The following is a 23003-nucleotide window of genomic DNA, read 5'->3' as shown; positions in this document are numbered from 1 at the left end:
GATTCGAATTAATTTGTATGCATGATAAGCATTTATCGGCTTTCTCTGAGCTGGGATGATGTGCATGGTAAGCATAATTATATACAAAGTTATTCATTTTGAATAACTAAATATATTTTTTATTCATAAAGAGACTTTTTAATGATAGCAAAAAGAGCGCCCCATATAGGCGCTCTTCTAACTTATCGCTGCATTTATTTCACCGCACCAGCCGTAATCCCGCTTGCGATCTGCCGCTGGAAAATAATATAGATGATGAGGACCGGAATAATCGTAATCAGGAGAGCCGCGAATAACGGACCCCACTCGGTACGGTACTGCATCTCTGCCTGCATAACCCCGATCTCTACCGGCAACGTGTATTGCGTAGGATCATTGATGAGAATGGTGCCTACGATATACTCATTCCATATATTTAAAATATTGACAATGCCGATTGTTATTAGACCTGGTTGGGATAACGGCAGCATGACCCTAAAGAACGTCCCATAATAAGAAGCACCATCCACGATTGCCGCTTCCTCCAGCTCCTTCGGCAGCGATTTGAAGAAGCCGACCAGCACGAAGATGCCGAACGCGAGCAAGCTTGAGGTATATACGAATATTAAGCCTAGCTTCGTATTGATCAATCCCATGGCATTCATTAAGAAAAACAAAGGAATGAGCGCAAGGACAAAGGGTACCATCATCGAGGAAATATAAAGCAGAAAGAGCGTGTTGCTGCCCCTGAATTTATATCTCGCCAGCACGTAGGCCGTCGTTGCCGAGAGCAGCAGCGCCAGCAAGGTCGACCCAAGCGTAATGACAAGCGAGTTGACAAAATACGTGCTAAAGTTATATTTGCTCCATACATAGGAGAAATTGGACCAGAGAAGCGGCATTTCCGGCAAGGACCACGGCGCATTCAAGAAAAATTGCTCATTATCTTTCAAGGAATCGAACAGGGTCCACAGCAGCGGGTACAAAACCGATATGCCCCATAAAAGCAAAATCACGTAAATAATTAGCTTTGCTATCGGATTTTTAATCTTGATGTCCATCTTATTATCCCCCTTAGCTCATCTCAACGGAATCATGGCGCATTAACCGCTGAAGCACGATGGTCGTTATTAGCGACAGGACCAAGATGACAAATCCGATCGAAGCGCCATAACCAAAATGGTACTGACGGAATGCCATTTGATACAAGTAAGAGCCCATAACCTGCGTGCTGTTGTCCGGACCTCCCTCGGTCATGATCCAGACGATTACGAAAGAGCCGTTCAGGGTGGTCATCATAATGTTCAAGATTGAAACTTTTATTTGCTCCCACGTCAGCGGTACCGTAATGCTCCAGAACTGCTTCCACTCGCCTGCGCCTTCTATGTTCGCTGCTTCGTAATACGATTCGGGGATGCTTTGAATGGCTGCGATGAGCAGAATCATATAGAATCCGATTCCCGCCCAGATAGCAGGAGGAAGCAGCATCCATATGGTATGGTCCGTGAAGCCAAGCCATGTTATCGTGACCTGCTCCTTCGTAAACAAAGACAAAAACCCATTCAAAAACCCAATTTGCGGATTATATATGAAATTCCACAATACGCCGATAACAACGACGGAAATTACGTTCGGAATGAAGAAAATCGAGCGGAAAAAGCCTGCCAAGCGGAACCCAAAGCGCGTGAGCGCTACGGCGAAAAAAGTCGCGAGCAGCATAATGCCGACTACTTTGCCAGCCACCAAAAAATAATCGTTGCCAATCGCCCGCCAAACGATAGGATCGTGGAACATCTCTACGAAATTGTCAAAGCCTACGAACGTTTTTTTGTCCGACATGCCGGACCAATCGAAGAAGCTGTAATAGAGCCCTTGCACAACCGGATAAATCGTAAATACGCCGAAGAAAAGCAGCGTAGGGATGATAAACGATGCGATAAATATATTTCTCTGCCACTTTGCCGTACCTGCGTTCATCTTTCCATCCCCCCAAGTAAACTCGCAGAGGGCGATCGAGGCAGCATGCCTCGACCACCCCGCTTTGCATGCTAGTAAAGGCTATTATTTGCTCGCTTTCTTCACGGCGTCGGTAACCCGTTTCACCCATTCCTCCGGCGTAATGGAGCTGATGGTCAATGCATCTGTTGCATCCATCATCGCTTTGTCTACATCGGCATTATAAGTAATCGTTGGAATGACAATCGTGTTCGGGTCAGTCAAATATTTGGCAGCGTCCTTCACAAAGCTTGGAGCGTTCGAAGCGCTGATATCGCCTTTAATGTTGGAAGGCGCGCCGCTTAGCTCTGCCCACTGGGATGCTTGCTCTTTGGAGAAAATAAACTGCAAGAACGCTTTTGCCGCTTCTTTGTTTTTGCCGTTCTTCGCGATCGCTACGGTTGCCGTAGACGTATTCGCGACAACCTTGCCGCCTGCTTCTTGCGTTACGGAAGGAATGAAGCCAAAATCAAAGCCCGCTGGCACGTCTTTTGCCATCTCGTTAGGCAGCCATAGGCCGTTCGGAATAAAGGCGTCTTTGTTTTGCAGGAAAAGCATTTGGGAATCGGTATGATTGATTTGAATGGACGCTTTATCAATGAATCCTTTGTCGCGCAGCTCCACGATTTTGTTCAAAGCCGCAAGCACCGCCGGGCTCTCGAACGCTTCGACCTTGTTAGCCGCCATATCTTGAAGAATCGTGTAATCGTTATTGTTTGCCGACACGATAGCCGGATAAAGAATGGAACCGTTAATATAGTACGGGTATTTGCCTGTGTGAATAAAAGGCGTTACGCCGTCTGCTTTAATTTTGCCGCTGATCTCGATAAAGGATGGAAAATCAGTCGGCTCAGCCCAGCCTTTTTCCTTGAAGAGCGCTTTGTTCCAGAATACGCCCCATGAATTAAGCACGAGCGGAATGTTATACACCTTGCCGTCGAATTGCTGCGCAGGCTGAGCAAGAATATCCGTGATCAGGTCGCCATCGACATTCTTGGCTTCTTTCAGCCATTCCGTCAGATCTTCAAGCTGGCCATCCTCGACCATTTGGCGGTCATTAAGCACGGGGCCGTCAATGTAAACGAAGTCCGGCGGATTTCCCCCGATCCAGCGAGGTCTGTTTTGATCATTTATTTTTGGTCCGGCAGATTCTTTGATTTTGAGCTCGGGGTTGGCAGCTTGGAAATCGGCAATAACCTTTTTCCACCATTTGTCTCCATAACCGCCGACAAAGTATTGAATTTCGAAATCGCCAGTCAGCTTGGTTGTCTCTGTTCCTGCATCGGGGGCTTTTGTTTCTTCTGCGGCAGGAGCCGAATTAGAAGGGGCATTCGTCGCGTTGCTGTTTCCATTGTTTGATCCGCAACCCGCTAGCGATACGGCTGCCAGTACAACGGCAATTCCGAGCGCTGCAAATTTTTTCTTCATCATCATTAAAGCAAACCCTCCCAAAAATAATGTTTTACGCTGTTCGTACGAGCATGCTGCTGCGCTCTTTGGCGTAAGTTCATCATAAATTGGGAGGGCTTTTATCTCTATTGAATATCTTCCATATATTCTTTATTATCTTCTTTTCTATGATCTAGTTCATTTGAACACGTTTGCTCTCAGCGAACTGCTGCAGCTGATCGAGTGCCGCTTTTGGCGTCATATGCTCATAAAGGACGGCATCGCCCATTTTGCGGGCGTAATCTAGCACCGCCTGCCAGGAAGGCTGTTTTATCGGATAAAATTTCGCTTTGCTGAGCGCCTCGAGGTCGCTTTTTATCGCATCGTTCTGTGCCGATAGACTCGATCCAACTGTCGTTGTGGCGGGCAGAAAGCCCTCCCGCTTGATCATTTCCTCATATTCCTTGTCATCGTACAGGAAATCCAAAAACTTCGACAGCGCTTCTTTGTTCGTGTGATCCGTCTTGAATGAAACGAGTACGTCATGCACCCCGAATGTAATCGGCGGCATTCCATCTTTAACGGGAATCGGGCCCTTCCCCCAGTTCAAATCCGGAAATTCCTTCGGCACGACGGATGAGAAATAATTGCCGGAGATCATCATGGCAAGCTGTCCGCCGCCCAGAATCCGCTGCTTCTCATCCCGCGTCGTTACGGTGGGCTCTGGATCCGTCAAGCCTTTGTCGAACAGTTCCTTCAGAAAGGCTACCCCTTCTACATTAGCCGGTGAGTTAATGCTCCACTTCCCGTCCTTTGTCCATTCGCCCCCTGCACCGTAGAAAATATACGTCAGTGAAGCCTGCGTTTCATTATCGGTAAGATCCAAGCCGAATCCTTCCGCTATGCCAAGTTCCTTCACTTTCTGCGCGACCTGCTCAAGCTCGGACCAGGTGGTTGGAGGAGCATCCACACCTGCTTTCTGCAGCAAATCTTTGTTGTAATAGAGGTTACGGGTAGTCGCTACATAGGGTACGGCGTACTGAATACCGTCCATCTGATCCATTTCCACCAAATTCGGGTATAGCTTAGCCGTAAGCTCCGGCGATAAAATATCGCCCATGTCGTTAAGCAGTCCGTCCTTGGCGTAATGCGCGTACACATTCGTATTCAGCAAATCCGGCGGTTGGTTTTTACTAATCATGGATGTGTAGATTCCGTCGAGAATATCCCAGTTCGCTACCTGCAGCTCTACATCGATTAGCGGGTTTCTCCGGCCGAATTCCTTCACCAGCTTCTCGAGCAGCGGTTTTGTCTCCGTGCTGTATTCGGCCGCAACGAACCGAATCAAGGCTCGCTCCTCCTTCGGGGGCGCAGTAGGCTGCGGCGCCGCATTCATGCAGGAAGCGAGGAGTGCCGAGAGAAGAAGCAAAGGAATAGCTGAAATCAACGGCTGCATCAAACGGTATTTTCGCAACATCTTGTCATCGTATCCTTTCATGGAAGTTCTACTTGCTATTAATAAAAGGAAACAATAACTTCTGATTCTCAGAGGTGTACATGTTCTGTTTCGTAATGACGTTTGAATCCATGTAAGTAATTGGCTCGACAGCACTGCCTTCTATCAGCCTCAGTGCTGTTTTTACGCCAAGATAGCCCATGTTAAATGGCTTCTGTACAATCGCGGCCCGTATAATGCCTGCTTCCAGCAGCTTCACTTCATCGCTGGTGCTGTCGAACCCAATCAGGCTGATACTCTTTGCTCGGTTATACTCGATGAGAGCCCTTGCAGCTCCTTGCGATGCCGATGCATTCAAGGTGATGATCGAATTAATCGGCGAATCGCTGAGAAGCAATTGCTTAGACAGTTCATAGGCACGCTCCTCGGAGCCTGCTGCATATAAAGGAGAAAGCATAGAGCCCGGATAACCATCCAATGCAAGCTTCATGCCTGCCAGACGCTCCTCGGAAGTAAGCGAATCCGCAAAATCGCTTATGACAGCTATAAGCGGCTTTCCGCTTGTTTCTTCAATAGCCGTATGACCAGCTGCCTTCCCCGCCTCTGTATGGTTGCTGGAGACTATCGCAGGAGCAGGCTTCATAGCAGGCGAATAATTGATAATAACTAGTTTTATCCCTGCCTCGCGTGCCTTGGCAAGCGCCTCCGGCATGCGCTCATTTTTAATTGCAGCAATCACGATAGCCTGGGGCTTGCGTACGATGGCTTCTTCCAAAAGCTTGATTTGCGAGGCTGCGTCCTCCTCGGATAGCGGCCCCTCCACATTCAGCTTTGCGCCAATTTCCTTGGCAGCGGCTTCGGCACCCTCATTGACGGCTTGCCAGAAATCGTGGCGAACGTTTAAGGTTTGCAAGATTAACGTTACGCTTTTCTCGTCATGTGCCGCTCCGGAAAACAGCCTAAGATTAAACAACAAATAAATCGAGACTACCGCTACTATAACGATAAGTCCTATCGTAAATCGATGCTTCCGCACAAGTCTGCACCCCTTAACCGAGCTTAGGTATGACGATGGTAATGCAAGTACCCTCCTCGATTTCACTGCGAATGTGAATGCCGTATTCATGTCCGAAATAGAGCTTAATCCGTTCGTTGACGTTGCGAATGCCTATTCCTTGATGGCGGGAATCCTCCTCTTGATTGATGAGGAGCTTTCCAAGCTGCTCTTGCGACATGCCTTGGCCATTATCCTCGACCTCAAATATGATATGCTCGCCCGATTGCCTTCCCCGTATCGTAATTAGTCCGTCTCCCATTCCATACATGCTGCGAATGCCATGATAGATGGCATTCTCGATAAACGGCTGAAGCAATATTTTTAGCGTCTTATAACCGAGAATAGATTCCTCCATATCGATGATATAATTCAGCTCATCGTTGTAACGCATTTTCTGAATCAGCAAATAGTTGGTAATATGCTCAATCTCCACGCGGATCGGCACAAGCTCTTGGTCCTTCGTAATGCTGGCACGGAACAGCTTCGCAAGCGCGGACGTCATCAGCACGACCTCCTCATGCTGCTTCTGCTCGGCCATCCAGACAATCGAATCGAGCGTATTGTACAGAAAATGCGGGTTGATCTGCGATTGAAGCAGCAGCAGCTCGCTCTTTCGCTTGTTCTCCTGATTCTGGATCGTCTCTTCCATCAGAAACTTCGTTCGACTTACCATTAAATTGAATGACCGGCCAAGCTGTCCAATCTCATTCATCTGTCCGATTTCCGTCTGAATGTCGAAATTCCCTTTTTCCACCTGCTTCATATCAGACTGAAGCACCTTGATCGGCTTCGACAGCCGGTGCGAGAGACCAATCGAAATCAGCAGGGATATAGCCAAACCGAACAGCGAATAAAAAATAATCGAATTTCGCAAGTCATCCTTGCTTGCAATAAGATCGTCCGTATAGGCGACACCGGCAATCCGCCAGCCAAAGTTAGTATCCTGGACCGAGTATATGCGTTTGCCGTCACCTTCATTAATGACAAAGGAATCGCCGCTCGATGCTTGCAGCACCTCTGGAATGCGCTCCGAGCGCAGCTTGCTGTCAATAAGCTGCTGCTGCGGGTGATACACGATATTACCTTTCTCGTCGACAATGAACAGATAGCCCTTTTTGCCGAGGTTGATCCTGTTGCAAATGTCGTTGATTACGCTTAGGTTAAGATCGACAAGGAGAACGCCCTCGGCCGTTATGCCGTCGGTGTTCTTAAGCTCGCGGCTGAGGGATACGACCCAGCGGTATTCGTTGTCGATCAAATTTTGTACATGCGGCGAGGAAACAACCGATTGCCCGCCTGCCGCCTTCGCCAACTGGTACCAGCCCTGATCCCCGAGCTTTGTGTTCGGGTTAAGCGTTGTGATCCTCCGGTCAGACACGAAACGGCCATTGTAGCCAAATACCATGATGGAGGCTATGTCATTGCGCGTATAAAGAATCGCCTGGAACAGGTCCGAAATACGTTTCTCATAGGTGCGGCGATTCTCGGAGCTAATGAAGCTGTTGTCGGATATGTAATATTTCACGTCCTTGTTTGTCAGGGCGAGCAGCGAGATATTCTCCATATTATCGACGTAAGATTGAATGTTTAAGTTAACCTGCTTTATGATTTCCTCGATGTAGCCCTTCGAATTACGCTCGACGGCTGCAACCGATATCTGGTAGCTGACTAAGCTTGTCAGCACAATGGCCGCCAGAATGAGCAAAGAAAACGCCAATGAGATGTTGGATTGAATGCTTTTGAGGGGGAATAAAGGAAAGAAACGTTCTTTGAGCATGCTAGGCTCCGCTCCCCTTTACTTGTTTGTCCCGATAATCCTTGGGTGTCATGCCCGTATGCTTCTTGAATAAAATACTGAAATAATTCGGATCCTTGTAGCCGACCTGCTCGGCAATTTCGTACAGCTTCATCGTCGTGTTATGAAGCAGCTCCTTGGCCTTGGCTACGCGTACGCCTGTCAAATATTCAATAAAGGTCTCTCCAGTATGCTGCTTGAATACAAGGCTGAAATAGCTTGAACTCATCAGGACATGACGGCAAAGATCCTGAAGTGACATTTTTTCGTTCGCATAATGGGTATCGATGTACTCCACCGCCCGATAAATTTGCTGATTGGTTAAATAATTACGGTTTTCGGACAGGGTGGCGATAACCGAGCCCACGACTTCCTTGAGCCATGCTTCCATTTCATCCAGCGTCTTGAATTTATGCACATGCATTAAATTTATCCGCTGCTCCAGAGGGGGATCAAGCTCGTGGATGGCCAGCTCCTGGACCGAGTTCATTAATGACAGCACGACCTTCTGCATTTGCAGCAAACAGGATTCTACGGGAACCAATGACCTTTTCAGCTCGGCTACCCCTGCTTCAATCAGCGTATACGCCTCTTTAGCTGCTCCCGTCTTTACCGCCGAGGCAAGCTTTCGGTCCAAGTCAAAGCTAAGCGGCAGCCCATTGGAGGGCTGGCCCTCCATATCCATAATGCTAAGCACCCTGTTCTTCCCGAACAGAAACCGGTAGTCCAGCACGGACAATGCGCTTTTATAGGAGAATGGCAGCTGCCCTGCGCTCGTGCAAGCCCTGCCGATTCCAACCGTGACCGTGAATTTCAAATATTTCTCCACCTGATAGCGGACTTCCTCCGCAAGCGAGAATACCTGCTCATACAGCAAGCTCTCGCTCTGCTCGCCAAACACGATTGCCACCATCCGCTCCTCGCGAGTCCGAAAAGTGAGCACGTGGTCTCCCGCAAGCGTCTCCCGTAAAATATCATAAGCCGCAAATCGCAAAATCTCAGCGTCATGCTCATAGGAAGTAAGCTCACGCTCGCCGAAATCATCGATATCAACGACCATGACCAACAATAAAGGAGAAAGCTGGCGCAAATTGAAATAGGCAAAGCGCTCCGCAATCTCCGCTTCACCTAAGCCGACAGCGACCAAACGTTCCAGAAAACGCTCCTTAAGCAGCGGCAGGCTCTGCTCCAGCTGACTGGTCAGCCTGCTCAGATCCTCGCGGCGCTGCTTTTCTTCATCCATCTCCGCCCGAATGCGATCGAGCAGCTTACGAATTTCCTGCGCCGTAATCGGCTTCAGGATAAAGTCGGAGATTTTTAGCCGAATCGCCTGCTGGGCATATTCGAATTCATCGAAGCCCGTTAATATGATCATTTTGATATACGGATACTGGGATGATATTAATCCCGCCAATTCAAGCCCATCCATGAAAGGCATGCTGATATCGGAGATGACCAGCTCCGGCCGATCCAGCTCCACCGCATCCCATGCCTCCCTGCCGTTGGCATAATCGCCGATCAGCTCGAAGCCATGCTCGTTCCAATTAATCGTATTTTTTAACCCAATCCGGACTACTGCTTCATCATCGACAATAATTACTTTGTACATCGAAGCCTCTCCAGTCTGTTGGCATTGCGTATCACGCCGTGCAATATACACCAATTATGCATGAGAAGGGGGCTGCTTACAATTCATTCATAAACGCAATCATAAAAAAAAAGACCCTTTAAGGTCGATATTTTAACGCTTATATGAAGTTGGCAGCCTTGAAAGCCTTTATGCAGCTTTCTGACTTCGAGGTATCCAGCACAGCAAATATGACTTCATCAAAATACGTATCATAACCCTCATCCATAAGCAGCTCTTTCCACCATCGGGCGACGTTAGCGGGTTCATTGCGGAATACGCCGCAGCCGTATGCCCCGAGAACGACGGTTTTATCTCCTTTGGCTGCTAATATAGCTAGCGCTAGACGCATGCGATCCTTCATCGTTTTTTGCGCCTGCTTGCTGTTCTCTCGCTTCAGAATGACCTGTCCGTAATTGACGGCAGGCAGCGTAAGCACCGATGCGGTAACCGGCTTCTCCAGCAAGCTAAAACGCTCATCTCGGAAAAAGACCACGTCAGGCGAGTAAATCGCGTAATCAGTGTACATCATCGAGCTGAAAGCACGGTTGGCTAGGTAATAGCCCTCATGGCATAGCTGTGTAGCATACAATCCGCTGGATGCGGCAAGGCTCTCCTCCTGTGCCATGGCTCCATTTAGGAATCCGCCGCCGGGATTTTTGGCGCTTGCAAAATTGAGTACGCCAATCTTGCTTTTCCTCGCCACATTTAGCTGTATAATGGCTTGCACCGTAGCGATGTTCGCGACGGTCTTTTTCGCTTGCGGCGCATTCTGCCTTGAATGATATTCCGCTGCTAGTTTCTTCCCTTCCTCAGGCGTAATAAGTACGCTCTTTTCCTCAGAAGCTTTTTGCTGCTCCGCGAAATCAATCCGCTTTCCTTCGCGCGTATAAAAACCCTGCTGCATGATATGAAGCGATTCTTGCGCTATCTTCTTACGATCCATCTGTCTTCTCCTCTTTCTCAAGCCGCTCATCGCGCACTTCGGTTAGGGCAAAGCCCAGCAGGTTAGTGCCGCGCCATTGCAATGGGTTGTTCGCGTGAGGGTCGTTTTTCTCCATGCCGATTCCCCAAATGCGGTCAAACGGACTAGCTTCAACCAGAATACGGTTCCCCGTCTGCTTGAGAGCGTCCCATAGCTCCGGACTCTGCTCGAATTTGGCTGCGTTGCCGCGTTTAACGATGTCATAACCTCGCTGCTCCCAGAGATGGCTATCGAAATTTTTAACAGCCCGTCCGTAGGCTTTAATCGCTTTCGGCTGATTGGTTTGCATGATTTTCGCCAGCATATGCTCATCTTGGAATAAACGGGCTTTCTCCGCCATCATATACTGTTCGGTGCTAGAGTAACGAATGCCTTCGATATGAAAAGAGCACAGCCACCAATGGCTAAAGCAGCTATGATCTATTATTCCGTAAGCAGGCGGTGTATGCCCCCAGAAGAATAGGAAGCTTATGTTTTTTCCGGTGCGGTACTCTTTTTGTAAAAGCTCCAAATGATTTTTCATTTGTTTCTCCTTTCCGATCTGAGATGATCCGTTTCAATGGTGATGACTCACAGAGTTTCATATTTCATTAAATGGGTACAGCCTCTATGCGAATCATTATTTTCGTTATGATAATATCAATATGATAATATTAAAATAAACCATTTGGTTCATTATGTCAATTACTTTTGTAGAAGCAGGGGTCTGCAAAAAGAAAAACCGCAGCCCTTATTAGCAGTTGCGGTTTTTCACGATAGAACAACTTATTCACGACTACATACAGGAGCGCCGCGCAAGCGCATTAAATAAAATAAGACACGCTCTTGACTAACTCATAATGGCGATTCACGGTATCCGCTAAATGGCGTGATCCACTATTTCCTTCCTACTGAACCGATCTTTTTGCAAACGAATCATATGAGGGGCATGACCCTCCGCTACTTCCCGTCCTATTTGATGGCCATTTATACAAAAAATATCAAGTTCCGAGGAATTATAAGCGAGTTCTTTCTTCATATTCATATACAAGCCTTCAACGGGAATGATGATCTCATCCTCAGTAAGTTCATTCGCCCCACTCCAAGGCAAAAGTTCGGCTCTTATTACTTCATAGCCATACACGTATGTTAAACGGGGGAGATAGCTCTCGTTTTCTGTTAAAGAGATGCTGCTTAAATTACCGATATGGCTTAAGATTGTTGTTACCAACGCGCCGCATGATCTGCAGCAAAATGAAGATCTATGCATATCAACGCTTCTCCACGACTGATCATAGAATGCAGAGCTTTCCTCATATATGCTCAATAATTGCTTAATGATTGCTTCGGAAAGCCGCTTCACCTTCTTCATATAAGGAAATACGCCTCTGGCCACATAATATTCCATTTTGTTTTTCATTATTATTGGTTTAATTTCAATATTGAAGTTATCCAGAATCGTGAATAAATCGTTTACTCGATTCGCACGAACGAATTGATCCACGTAATTCAGCTCATCCATTATCGAATGATTAAGCGTCGCTATAAAAGCTTTATACTCGGCTGCGCTTTGCTTAAACGCACAAGATTGCGCCAGGTATAGGCTGCTGCTTATTGTTTCCATCATGGCACAGAATTCACTGATAACTATATGTACAGTATCATCGTTCACGCTTTGCAGCGCTTGACAGGCCTGTTCATATTGGTATTGCGAGCTTTGCATTTTAAAGCGTATTAATTTTACAAAATTGTTTATGAGAACTCTCCTCCTAGATGATAAAGTCGCTTTCGAATGCTTTGAGTATGGAAAAATGAAGGCGTGTACCATTTCCCATTTGCTTAATTTTTTCAATTGATTCCTCTTTTACATACAAACGCGGCTTTACGCCATTAGTTGCAAACTGTCCGTTTTCGGCTTTAGCCCGGCATGTATTCGAATTCCGAAAAATGTGCGTAGGCAGCGTCATGATCACAAATTATACAGGTGCTTTCTCAAACGTCATTTTGGGCAATTTCAGTTCCCGCTTGATGCATAGCGTAAAGTTGCAAAAGAACCTTCAACTCCGCTTCTATAGCGGTGTTAAAGGTTCTTCCTTTTTAATATCAGCCGGTCAGCTATCCAGTAATCCAACCAACATACGCGCTACTTTTACCTCGCCATTGCCGCCCGACAGCCTGATCGTATTGCGGTCGCCCGGTTCCAAAGGAACCGTAATCCTTGCTTCACCGCTAAATTCGGACAAGCTCCCGGTTGAGAGCGCATTAAGCAAGGAATAATCGCTTCCGTTTACCGTCAAATGTAGCTTGGCTAAGCGATCCTCCGTTGCATATTGGATAAGAAGCGCCGCTCGGCCTCCCTGTTCTCCAGCTACATGTTCGAATTCGCAATACGAGCCTGCAGCTTGCAAGCCGCTGACGTAATGATTGCCCTGTCCATCCGCTTCAAGGCTCGCGCCTCCACCGGTACTGCAGGCGGCTGCCTCATAGTTTTGAAACTCCAGCGTTTCACCCATAGTATCGCCTACTGGCAGCACGCCCTCTTTTGTCTGGACAACGGTCTGAATCGTACCGTCCTCATTAAAATGGAGATAATCGATGCACACGCTTCTTAAGTTTCCTTCGCCCGAAATTTCTTGATTATGGTAGAACAAATACCATTGGCCTTTAAATTCGGCTACGGAGCCATGGGTAGTGGAGCAGCCGGTTGGCTCAAGGAAAATACCGCGGTACGTCCAAGGACCGAGCGGCTTGTCGCTGGTCGCGTATCTCATCCGGTTGTTTCCTTCTAGGTTATCCGCGTAAGTGAGGTAGTACAGCCCCTCGCGTTTGAACACCCAAGCCGCTTCGTGAAAGTCCTCCAGCCCTTCCATTTCCAGCATGCCACCCTTAATTGACAGCATATCGTCGTTCAATTCGCCGCCCTCGCATCTGCTGCCGCCGCCATAATACATGTACGCCCGATTATCCTCATCAACCAGCACGCAAGGATCAATTAATGCAAATCCGCCTAGCCCAGGAACATAGCCTTGATCAACAAAACCGCTTGCCGGTTTTTTGCTCGTCGCAACACCGATTTTCCATGTATCGTTCCATGCCGAGCCGCTTGGATGCGGATAATAGAAATAATAGGTCCCATTCTTATACGCACAATCCGGCGCCCACATAAAGCCGCCCTCCGGCCGGCCCCAAGATACGTCCTCCGAGCGCAGAATCTCCCCTTCATCCTGCCAGTTCACCATGTCAGCCGATGAGTATACATGATACCTATCCATGAGATCGCAGCCTCTTGCCGGGTCCATATCATGGGAAGCGTAGATATATACGCGGCCATCCTCCCACACATGCGCGGACGGATCAGCCGTATATATCGTGTTAATAATCGGATTGCGCGAAGAAAGCTTGCCTGCTTGCCTGTCTTCCCTATTCATAATGGTTATCCTCCCATATATCATGCGAATGAAATGAAGCTTTCATCAGCATAACCCGCACTGCCTCCTTGCTGCCATGAGGCAATCGTAAACAATACAGGGAGTTTATAAATACAAAAAGCCTGCCCCGTTATATCCACAACGGAGCAGGCTCTCGACTGCTTATTCATTCAGGCACATATTCGAATTTAACAGCGTCAGCTGCGACGAAACCGTTTGTTCCAGTCGTGCTGATCGTTATGCTTCCGGCGCTGCCCGCTCCAAAGGCGTAGGTGCCTATCAGATTCCAAACACCGCCCCCTGTCGTCTGATCGACTGTCGTTGATGACGAACCGCCTGTATGGACAATTTCAATCGGAATATTGGTCGCGCGATTGAAATGCTCCGGCCACATCATATATACCTTGTAAGTACCTGATAATGGCAGGGTAGGCGTAAACGTCACGCTTTTGGTCCCTTTATCCGCATTGTTGTCATGCAGGTAGTTGATGCCGTATCGGTCCGTGCCAACCGTTCCCGTCTTCCAGCTGCCAACCTTTGCAACCTTCGCCGAATCCGTATTGTCCACGATAACGTCCTCGGGAGCAGGCGGTGCATTCAGCGCAAAAGATGCCTTAAATGTCCTGCCTTTTGCTTTGTTCACGTTAACGGTGTATTTGATCGTCGGCGTAAGCTGCGTCACCGTGATGCCGGCATCTGCCGTATACGCGCTTGCCTCACGGTTAAGCTCCACCTCGATCATGCCTGTATTCGCCTGAGTCGGATCGCTGACCGATACATCCAAGCTTGTATTCGTTACTTCCTTCGTCATAATCGACGCTTTTTTGTTGACCGTAATCAAGTCGACCGTTGCTGCCGCATCCTCCCAGAAATTAGCACCGATAATGCCAAGCCCCGTTTCCTTCACGGCTTGCACGGCAGCCGAATTCACGAGTACCCGTATGTTTGGATTAGCCGCATACTGCGCGACTCCCGTACTTGTTTTGCCGGGAAGCAGCACATATTGATAATCGCCATTTACCGGGTTGGCGCCATGATCAAGCCATAGCTTTACGTAATTGCGCGTATAAGGCGTGGACGGCGTGACCGGACGAGGATTGATTTGCTTCCAGTTGCCGGTTCTTGCTTCCCTAACCGCCTTAACGGCTGCAGGCTGCGGGAAATAGTAACCAATATCCGCGCCAGCCGTGCTTCCAGCAAGATGTGCCCACTGCGTGCCCGTTAAAGTCTCTGTCCATCCAAGCGACGTTGATTTAGCCATGCCGTCCACGGTGAGCGCATTGCTGCCTGAAGCATTGATTTTGCGGTTCTCCACGATCGTTTCCACAGCAAGGTTATCCGTGCTTGTTAAGCCCGCACCGAGCGCAACGATTTCATCGTCGAACATGAAATACGATTTTTTGCCCGAAAGCGTGTTCGTCGCATAGTACAGATCCATGCCGGACACGCCGTATAAATGATGCATATCCGTACCGCCCGCCCAGTTTTTTGCGCTTTGATAGGCAGTCGTCGTTGCCCCAGCCAATACCGTCGTTCCCGGAATGCGGTAAGCGTCCACCGTCGGCCAGTAGTTGTCGCTGTACTGGTCAAGATCGCTATTATATATGCTCGTCGCTCCAGCGGCCGTGTACCATGCTTTGCCGTTTTCGCTGTTAATCGCCTCAAAATTGGCGATGCGGGTTGAGAACATCGCGAGCCCGAAGCCGTACCCGGGACGGAGCTGGACGGCTCTGTCCATAGCCGCAAACTGCTGATACAGCAGCAGCTCTTCAGCCGGAATAATGGACGGATCGGCCGCAATGGCTTTGGCCAGCGGCAATATCGCGAGCGGAGCGCTTTCAAAGAAGTTCAAGAAATCATCCGCTTCGATCCATCCCTTGACCATGCGCTTGAAATCCGCTGCTTGAGGCGATGGGGCAATTTCGGATAGGCGGATAATGCTTTGTATCGCAATATGGCCTGAGACATGGTCTTGGCTGTATACCCGCGATATTTCCCTTCCGCGAACCATATCCATAATGGCTCCTTTATAAATGAGAGGCTGGTATGCCTTATAAACCCATTGCCACACATTTGCGGAATCGGGATCGGTTACCTGCCAGGTGGACCCATGCAGCAGCAGCATTAAGTCGGCTACGGCAGAGAGCAGGCTAAGGCCGTAACCTCCCGTATACGGGATGACGCTATGCTGGATGAATGATCCGTCCGGATAGAAGCCGTCGCCGCTCGCAGCGTAATCAAAAATCATCGATAACCCGTTTCGAGCCTCGCCAATCTTTGCCCCGTCTTTTACGAGTACCGCGCGGACAGCTACGACGATGGCTTTCCACGAGCGATTGGCGCCCGTCAACGTTACGGATGGCGTAAAGCGGTTTACGGCCGTCATGTAATTGGTTATCTGAGCAGCATTAAGCGAATCGTACATTAAAACGACCGTATCATTCAGCGCCATCGGCGTTCCGATCTGCCAGTGCCACCAATTGCTCGTACCGCTTGCGGTCGGGGTTAGTCCTTCATGGTATCTCGTGGCGTACATGTAATCAAGCGCGCTTATGATATCGGATTCAAGCGCAGCATTTCCATGCAATGCAGAGCCCGAAGCGGAAAATGCCAGCGCCATGACCTTCAACCGCTCGTACATAATCATAATCTGCTCGGAATTTCCGAGCGCGGGATAAGCGCTCCACAGGTATGTACGGGTCGGCGACACATTCATCGTCGTCCAATACAGGTTTGCCTCGTCCGTAATCGCCGCTATCTTTGCCGCAATATTCGTATCCGACGCATTCAGCGATGGACCGCCTGTCATCATCGTTTTCCATTTGATTCGCATCGTGTCGAATTCATCCGAAGCATATGTTTTCTCGGGCATGATGCCACCTACCGTCGTTAAAGCTAGAAGCAAGATTAAACTAAGCATGGCTGAGCGAATAGCGGATCGTTTCATCAATATCCTCCTTTTCATCCTTTGAATTGGACAGCTCCATGCCGCGGGACGCGGCGGTTACCAATATAACCGCCACTCCGTCATTACCCTGGCCAGCGCCTCCACGTAAAAATAATCACCCCAGATGGTGCATTCATCCACTCCCATTCCTCTTGGCTTGTTGTAAACGGCGTGCTTTAATATCCCGTTGGATGCCGAATCGTCTTTTGTCGTGTAGTTTTCAGACAGCGAGCTCAGCATAGTTAAGGCCGCATGCTCATATCGCTGTCTATCCGGATCATTTTTTGGCAAATGCTTCACCAGCTCCAGCAGCCCGCATACGGCGATGGCCGCTGCCGAGCTGTCCTTCTCCTGCTCTTTCTCTTCGGTAAAGAACAAATCCCAATATACAATTCCATCCGCCGGCAGCCTGGTTAAAAAATAATTGGCAAGCGACTTCGACAGCCGAAGCAGCTCTTCATCCCTTGTATAGGCATAACTCAGCATAAAACCGTAAATGCCCCATGCCTGCCCTCTCGCCCAACAGGAATCATCGGCATAACCCTGATGGGTATTGCCGTATTTCGGCTCCCCCGTCTCCACGTCCATGTAATAGGTATGGTAAGTCGTGAAATCCGGCCGCACGAGATAAGCAGCAGACTGCTTCACATGGGAGCGTGCCATTGCCGCATATTGGCCATCTCCTGTCTCTTCCGAAGCCCAGTACAGCAACGGCAGGTTCATTAGACAATCGATAATCATTCTGCCGCATTGCTCCGGATCATTCAGATCGCCCCAAGCCTGAATGATGCCCGCCTTCGCGAAATATCGCTCCGCCAGCAGGTCGGCAGCCAGAAGCGCCGCTGCCCTAGCCTCCTCATTGCCGGTAATTCGGTATTCCGCAACAGCGGATAAGCTGTAGAGAAACCCGAGGTCATGCGTATCAACCGCAATGCGCTCTCCTGCCCGCTTCTTAAAGCTCGGCAGCTGGCGCTCTGCCGCGTTACGGTATCGCTCTTCTCCCGTGAGCTCATAGGCCAGCCAGAGCTGGCCTGTCCAGAAGCTTGCGGTCCAGTCTTCGTTCACGATGCCGGCATATATTAAGCTCTCGCTGGCCGGGGCTGGAAAAAGCTCCGTAAACGTTAAAAGATTATGATGGATACGTTCAAGAGCAAACTGGAATGCTTGCCCATAACCGCCGTCATTCGCCATCGCATTTGTCCGCATCCCTTACACTCCCTCCGCCCGCTTCGCAAGCGTCAGCTCGATTCTTACAGGCTTGCTCGGCAATTGGAACCTAAGAAAGGCCAATCTTTCTTTAATAAGCTGCACCTGAACCCCATCCGAGCATGATTGAAGCTCATAGCCGCTCAAGTCGTCCCAGTAGGTCAATCCGAACGGCATCGGACTCCAATAGCCAATATCGAAGGCCATATGGATGAGATCCGCTGTTTTCTCATATCCGTTCACGAATACCTGAGGAAGCGGCTCATTAAATTCCTCATTCATGTTGCCTTTACCGATGTAATTCCGCAGCCGATGGGGTCTGCATTCACCTTGTACGAACGCCAATTGGCATTCATGGTCGTAATAGAGGAAGGTCGTTGGCCAAGGCCCCGCTCCCGTTCCGCCCAGCGTAATCGTATACTCATTAACCTCGGGACGAATAAGCGTATCCCGGGTGAGCATGGATACCGGCGCCGTTATTTTATTCTGATTATGGTAGTGCTCTATCGCTTTAGGCAGTGTCGTCAATGTAATAGGGAATTCCGTGATGTAAGCAAAGAAGAGATCCAGCATCCCTTCGCATGCTTCCACATGGGATGCAGGGAATACGGCAAAGCGCTCGGTGAACTCCATTTCATGCGCTTCCTGCTGCTGCAGGAAATACACCTGCTCGTTATGATCGGTATTGTCCAAATAATCGTCAAACAGGTTTTTCCAATAGGTAATGTCCTCACCTGTGCAAAGCCCCGCGCGAAGCACGTCATTCGGATCTGTCGAGTAGACGCATGGGCTTCCCGAATGATAGGTCAAATTCAAATCGCGCGCCGTCCATTCGCATGCGACGATCTTTCCTTTGCCGGAATGCGGAACCTTATATCTGCTGCTGTCCACGTACCAGGAGCCCCAAGGAATACCCTTGTGCGTAATGCCGTCCCACCAAACCTGCTCCCAGCAGTAGCCCCACATGCCTTTGAAGTCAAGCTCCTCCAACACTTCAATAAGTTCGTTATAAATTTTCCCGCGAGCAGCAACCTTCGTTTTTGCCCATGGGAAAGCTTCTTCCACGATACGCCAGTCGCTTGCAAGCTTGCTCTTCAGCTTCTCCTTGGACATTCCCATGTCCTCGATAAAAAACGGGCATTGAAGAATGACATCATCGCCGTATTGGTCATGCCACTCCTGAATACGGTCCTTCAGTACGGGAACCGAACCTCCGTTCACAATCCACGTTACGGGTATCCCGTATTTGTGGGCAAGTTCAGCCGTTCGGTCAACGCCCTCTACGGCTGTCCCTTGCCCCCATGGGGTATCATAATGCGATGCGTAGCTGACAAACGTATAAATTAACTTCTCCGGTCTCAAGGAAGCGCCCCCTAATTGTATGCTTATCATTTTTGGTAAAGCAGGGATAGCAAAGAGCCCCCAACCGGAGACTCTTTGGCTATCTCACCGCATTTGTTCTATTTCTTGTTCTCGGCCCACCAAACGTCGATTTGCGATTGGAGCTCGGCTTGAACCTTCTCAAGTCCAGCCGTTTTCAGCTTTTTGTTTCTCTCCTCCAGCAGCTTGGATGGATCTTTCACCGCTCCCGTGAAGATGGATTTGTACTCCGTCACGACAGCCGTAATTTGCGTTATCTCGTTTTTCACTTTCGCGTCATCGAATACGAAGCCCATAAGCGGGAAGCGAGTCGCTTCATTGTTGAACTTCTCCCAATTGATATAAAGGTCGTCCGGCTGGCCCGGCTTCAAATAGTTAATCATTTGATTGCCGACTACCCAGAATAGCGCCGTTTTGCCGTATCCCGAATCCGCAATGGGTTCGATGCGGTTATCGCCGACTTTCTTATAATGCTTGCCTTCGATGCCATTAACGAACAAGTTGACCACGTAAGGATCGGTATGCAAATAGTTCAATACCATCATTGCGCGATCCGGATCCTTGGACGTTCTGGAGATCGCGAACATCGAGCCCGCTGCCAGATCCGTCGTTACGATCGGCTCTTCCACGACATGGGACACATATTCGTACTGGTTGTTGTCGGCGATCTGCGCTTCGATATCCGCGCCTGGCTTCCAAGTCGCCGATTGCATCCAAATCTTGCCTTGCTTTCTCAGCTCGCCAATATCCGTTGTGCTCGTGCCCGCGTCAGAGTTGATATAACCTTTTTCATAAAATGAACGGAACATTTCGATTTCGTTTTTGTTAAGCTCTACAACTTCAGGGTCAAGCACGGACTTCACCTTCATATTCAATGCTTTGTAATCGATCAGGAACATCGGTGTCTTAGCCGGAGTAGGTCCGATTGGACGGAGATTCGAATTCGTTTCATACATCATGAAGCCGCCGCCGAAGTTGCCGGATCCGCCAGCAACATATTGGCTAATCATTTCCGGCTCTTCTTTTTTCAACTTTTCATACCAAGGCTCCAAATCTTCTACCCTATTAATAGAATCGATTGGAATGCTATATTTGTCGACGATATCCTTCCGGTACGTAAATGCCTTTCCTTGCGTAATTTCCTTATTCGTAGGAACCGCATACAGCTTGCCTTTCAGGCGCGGTGCTTCCAAGTAAAGCGGATTAATCCGTTCCTTAATGCCTTGGCCATGCTTCTCCAGCAGCTCGTCAAGCTCTAGATAAGCGCCTTTGGAGGCGTTGCCGAAGAAATTGAGCCATGAAGCCGAGAACACGAGGTCCATCTTCTCGCCCGTATTCATCATCAGCTCCGTACGGTTTTTATAATCGCTTGAAGCGATAGGCTGAAGAGATACCGTTGCATTGATTTTCTCTTTGAAAAATTCGTTCAGCTTCTCCTCGATCAAAGCATCGTCCTCTTGCGGCGTTCCGAAGTACACAATGGATACCTCGTAGGGCTCAAGCTTTGGCTCTTCTGCCGGCGCATTCGTCGCTTTATCCGGCTCTGGCGTCTTCTCCCCGTTTGTTTCGGCAGCCGCATTGGTCGGTTTATCATTGTTTCCTCCGCTTGAACACGCTTGCAAGAACACGGATAGTACCATTACCAAGGCAAGCAGCATGATGAATGTCTTTTTCTGTTTCATTTCATTTAACCCTCCCAGAGCTGATTTATAATAGCTGGCCCTTGGCGTGATAGCCTCAGGCCGTTACTACCGAATGCTTTAGCCTTTAACGGCGCCTACCGTCAAGCCTTTAACAAAATATTTTTGAAAGAACGGATACACGAGCAGGATTGGGCCCATGCCGACGACAGCCATTGCCATCTGCAGCGACTCATTGGGCAAATCCTTCATTAGCTGCGGATTTTGCGCTGCCAGCTGGACGTTCGACCGCATAAACTGGACATCGTTGAGTACGCGCATCATCAAATATTGCAGCGGGTATTTCTCTTCCGTCCGGATAAACAAGAGAGCATTAAACCAATCATTCCAATACACAATCGTGCTGAGCAGAGCCATCGTTGCCATAACCGGAAGAGAGAGCGGAAGAACGATGCGTATAAAAATTAAAAGCTCTCCGCCGCCGTCAATTCTGGCCGACTCGATCAACGCAGGATGGATCGTCGTCTGGAAGAAAGTCCGCATGATGATGACGTTGAACGGAATAATGAGCAGCGGCAATATTAAGGCGGCATAGGAATCCAATAGCCCGATCGTTTGCGTGAATACGATGTATTTGCTTACTATGCCCCCGTTGAACAGCATCGTGAAAAAAAGAAAGAAGGTAAATATTCCGCGAAACGGATAGTCCGCTCTGGAGATCGGATACGCGTAAAGAGCCATGAATATGACGCTAAGAATCGTCCCTACGACCGTAACGCCGATGCTGACGCCGTATGCGCCAAAGATCGTGGAGTAGTCCTTAAACAAGCTTTCGTATGCAATCCATGACAATTTCTCCGGCAAGAAGCTGTAGCCTCTATTCAGCAAGGAATCATTATGGGTAACGGATACGATTATGACCAGAATGACGGGTAGTACGCACGCCAAGGATAAAAGAATGAAGCCGATGTTCAATATGATATTGGTCAGCGGCGAAATTTTATTTTCCCTGCGGCTTGTTTGCGAGCTCATCGTTATCACCTCTGCTTCTGCCTTAGAAAAGCGCCTGATCTTTATTGATTTTGCGTACCGCCGAGTTAGTCAATATGACCATAATGAAACCTAGAACAGATTGCACCAACGCCGCAGCCGAAGACATCCCAATGTCGTTAAGCTCCATTAATACGCGATACACATACGTGTCAACGGTATCGGTTACCGGGTACAGCGCCCCCGAATCCATCGGCACTTGGAAGAACAAGCCGAAGTCCGAGTTAAAAACATGCCCCATAGACAGGATTGTCATAATAATGATAATAGGCTGAATGGATGGCAGCGTAATGTGAAAAATTTGGCGCCATTTCGAAGCCCCGTCGATAACCGCCGCTTCATAATATTCCGGATCGATTCCGGCAATGGCTGCAATGTAGATAACGGCTCCAATGCCAACGCCCTTCCAAGCATTAACCAAGGTTAAGATGTACGGCCAAAAGGTTTGCTCCGAATACCAGAATACGGGGTCTTTGCCGAACCATTCAAGAATGGAAGTATTCAGGAATCCCTTATCCGGATTCAAAAATGCATAGGCCAGATAGCTAATGACGACCATCGATAGGAAGTAAGGCATGATGAGGAAGGTTTGATAGCCCTTCGCCAGCAGCTTGCCGCGAAGCTCATTAATGGCAACGGCAATGGCTACCGACAAGCCTAAGTTGATTACCATGAATACCAGGCTGTACAGCACGGTGTTTCTCGCAATTCGCCACAATGATCCGGACGAGAACAAAAATGTGAAATTATCAAAGCCTACCCACGGGCTTCTCCATATGCCATCGATGTAATTGATATTTTTGAATGCAATGAACACCCCGAACATAGGCAGATAGTTATTCAGAATAAGCACGATGAGAGTAGGCAGCATCATCATCGTTAAATACCGGTACTTCCATAGCAAGTGGAAAAACAAGGCCATGCCCGTCTTCGAATGGCTCTTCAAGCCCGTGCTTTGAACTGCTGTTTTTGCTCTCAATATGTCAACCTCCCTTCTGTTGACTTTAGTATAGAATGGCCGCCCCCTAATGACGATGATGTATTCCTATTAGAATGTGATGTAAACTTAGCTCGCTTATCCGGAGCAAGA

The 23003-nt window shown here is 48.7% G+C and carries 17 protein-coding genes; all 17 read right to left on the bottom strand.

Going from position 1 to position 23003, the window contains the following annotated elements; genetic code table 11:
- Positions 1-194 precede the first annotated feature (194 nt).
- Complete coding sequence (locus AC0YN3_RS29325) at positions 195-1040, bottom strand: carbohydrate ABC transporter permease (RefSeq protein WP_475778448.1); 846 nt, start codon at positions 1038-1040, stop codon at positions 195-197.
- Between the two features lie 13 nt (positions 1041-1053).
- Positions 1054-1956, bottom strand: coding sequence for a carbohydrate ABC transporter permease (locus tag AC0YN3_RS29320; RefSeq protein WP_441944503.1), 903 nt, complete (start codon positions 1954-1956; stop codon positions 1054-1056).
- Positions 1957-2040: 84 nt separating this feature from the next.
- Positions 2041-3408 (bottom strand): ABC transporter substrate-binding protein, encoded by a 1368-nt coding sequence (locus AC0YN3_RS29315; RefSeq protein WP_475778447.1) that lies wholly within the window; start codon positions 3406-3408, stop codon positions 2041-2043.
- A 148-nt stretch (positions 3409-3556) separates the two neighbouring features.
- Positions 3557-4711 (bottom strand): extracellular solute-binding protein, encoded by a 1155-nt coding sequence (locus tag AC0YN3_RS29310; RefSeq protein ID WP_475778446.1) that lies wholly within the window; start codon positions 4709-4711, stop codon positions 3557-3559.
- A 157-nt stretch (positions 4712-4868) separates the two neighbouring features.
- Positions 4869-5855 (bottom strand): substrate-binding domain-containing protein, encoded by a 987-nt coding sequence (locus AC0YN3_RS29305; protein WP_475778445.1) that lies wholly within the window; start codon positions 5853-5855, stop codon positions 4869-4871.
- Between the two features lie 13 nt (positions 5856-5868).
- Positions 5869-7653: a cache domain-containing sensor histidine kinase gene (locus AC0YN3_RS29300; RefSeq protein WP_475778444.1), complete on the bottom strand. Its 1785-nt coding sequence runs from the start codon at positions 7651-7653 to the stop codon at positions 5869-5871.
- A 1-nt stretch (position 7654) separates the two neighbouring features.
- Entirely contained in the window at positions 7655-9280 is a 1626-nt protein-coding gene (locus tag AC0YN3_RS29295; protein ID WP_475778443.1) for a response regulator, read from the bottom strand.
- A gap of 139 nt (positions 9281-9419) precedes the next feature.
- Positions 9420-10244 (bottom strand): TIGR02452 family protein, encoded by an 825-nt coding sequence (locus tag AC0YN3_RS29290; protein ID WP_475778442.1) that lies wholly within the window; start codon positions 10242-10244, stop codon positions 9420-9422.
- The gene (locus tag AC0YN3_RS29285; protein WP_475778441.1) at positions 10234-10806 is read right to left on the bottom strand and encodes an NADAR family protein; all 573 of its coding nucleotides are present in this window, start codon (positions 10804-10806) and stop codon (positions 10234-10236) included. Before AC0YN3_RS29285 ends, AC0YN3_RS29290 begins: the two co-directional genes overlap by 11 nt.
- Before the next feature lie 336 nt (positions 10807-11142).
- Positions 11143-12114 carry a hypothetical protein gene (locus AC0YN3_RS29280; RefSeq protein WP_475778440.1) on the bottom strand — a complete coding sequence of 324 codons (972 nt, stop codon included), beginning with the start codon at positions 12112-12114 and terminating at the stop codon, positions 11143-11145.
- A 259-nt stretch (positions 12115-12373) separates the two neighbouring features.
- Positions 12374-13690, bottom strand: a complete 1317-nt coding sequence (locus tag AC0YN3_RS29275) for a family 43 glycosylhydrolase (RefSeq protein WP_475778439.1) — start codon at positions 13688-13690, stop codon at positions 12374-12376.
- A gap of 166 nt (positions 13691-13856) precedes the next feature.
- On the bottom strand, positions 13857-16637 hold the full coding sequence (locus tag AC0YN3_RS29270) for a polysaccharide lyase family 8 super-sandwich domain-containing protein (protein WP_475778438.1): 2781 nt from the start codon (positions 16635-16637) through the stop codon (positions 13857-13859).
- A 57-nt stretch (positions 16638-16694) separates the two neighbouring features.
- Positions 16695-17843 carry a glycoside hydrolase family 88 protein gene (locus tag AC0YN3_RS29265; RefSeq protein WP_475778437.1) on the bottom strand — a complete coding sequence of 383 codons (1149 nt, stop codon included), beginning with the start codon at positions 17841-17843 and terminating at the stop codon, positions 16695-16697.
- Between the two features lie 3 nt (positions 17844-17846).
- Complete coding sequence (locus tag AC0YN3_RS29260; protein WP_475778436.1) at positions 17847-19205, bottom strand: hypothetical protein; 1359 nt, start codon at positions 19203-19205, stop codon at positions 17847-17849.
- Between the two features lie 98 nt (positions 19206-19303).
- On the bottom strand, positions 19304-20905 hold the full coding sequence (locus tag AC0YN3_RS29255; protein ID WP_475778435.1) for an ABC transporter substrate-binding protein: 1602 nt from the start codon (positions 20903-20905) through the stop codon (positions 19304-19306).
- Between the two features lie 78 nt (positions 20906-20983).
- Positions 20984-21895, bottom strand: coding sequence for a carbohydrate ABC transporter permease (locus AC0YN3_RS29250; protein ID WP_475778434.1), 912 nt, complete (start codon positions 21893-21895; stop codon positions 20984-20986).
- A 22-nt stretch (positions 21896-21917) separates the two neighbouring features.
- Positions 21918-22892 (bottom strand): ABC transporter permease, encoded by a 975-nt coding sequence (locus AC0YN3_RS29245; RefSeq protein WP_475778433.1) that lies wholly within the window; start codon positions 22890-22892, stop codon positions 21918-21920.
- Positions 22893-23003 lie beyond the last annotated feature (111 nt).

Source organism: Paenibacillus sp. J22R232 (assembly GCF_056269165.1).
The sequence above is the reverse complement of the archived record's forward strand: the minus strand, read 5'-3'. Positions and strand labels throughout refer to the sequence as shown.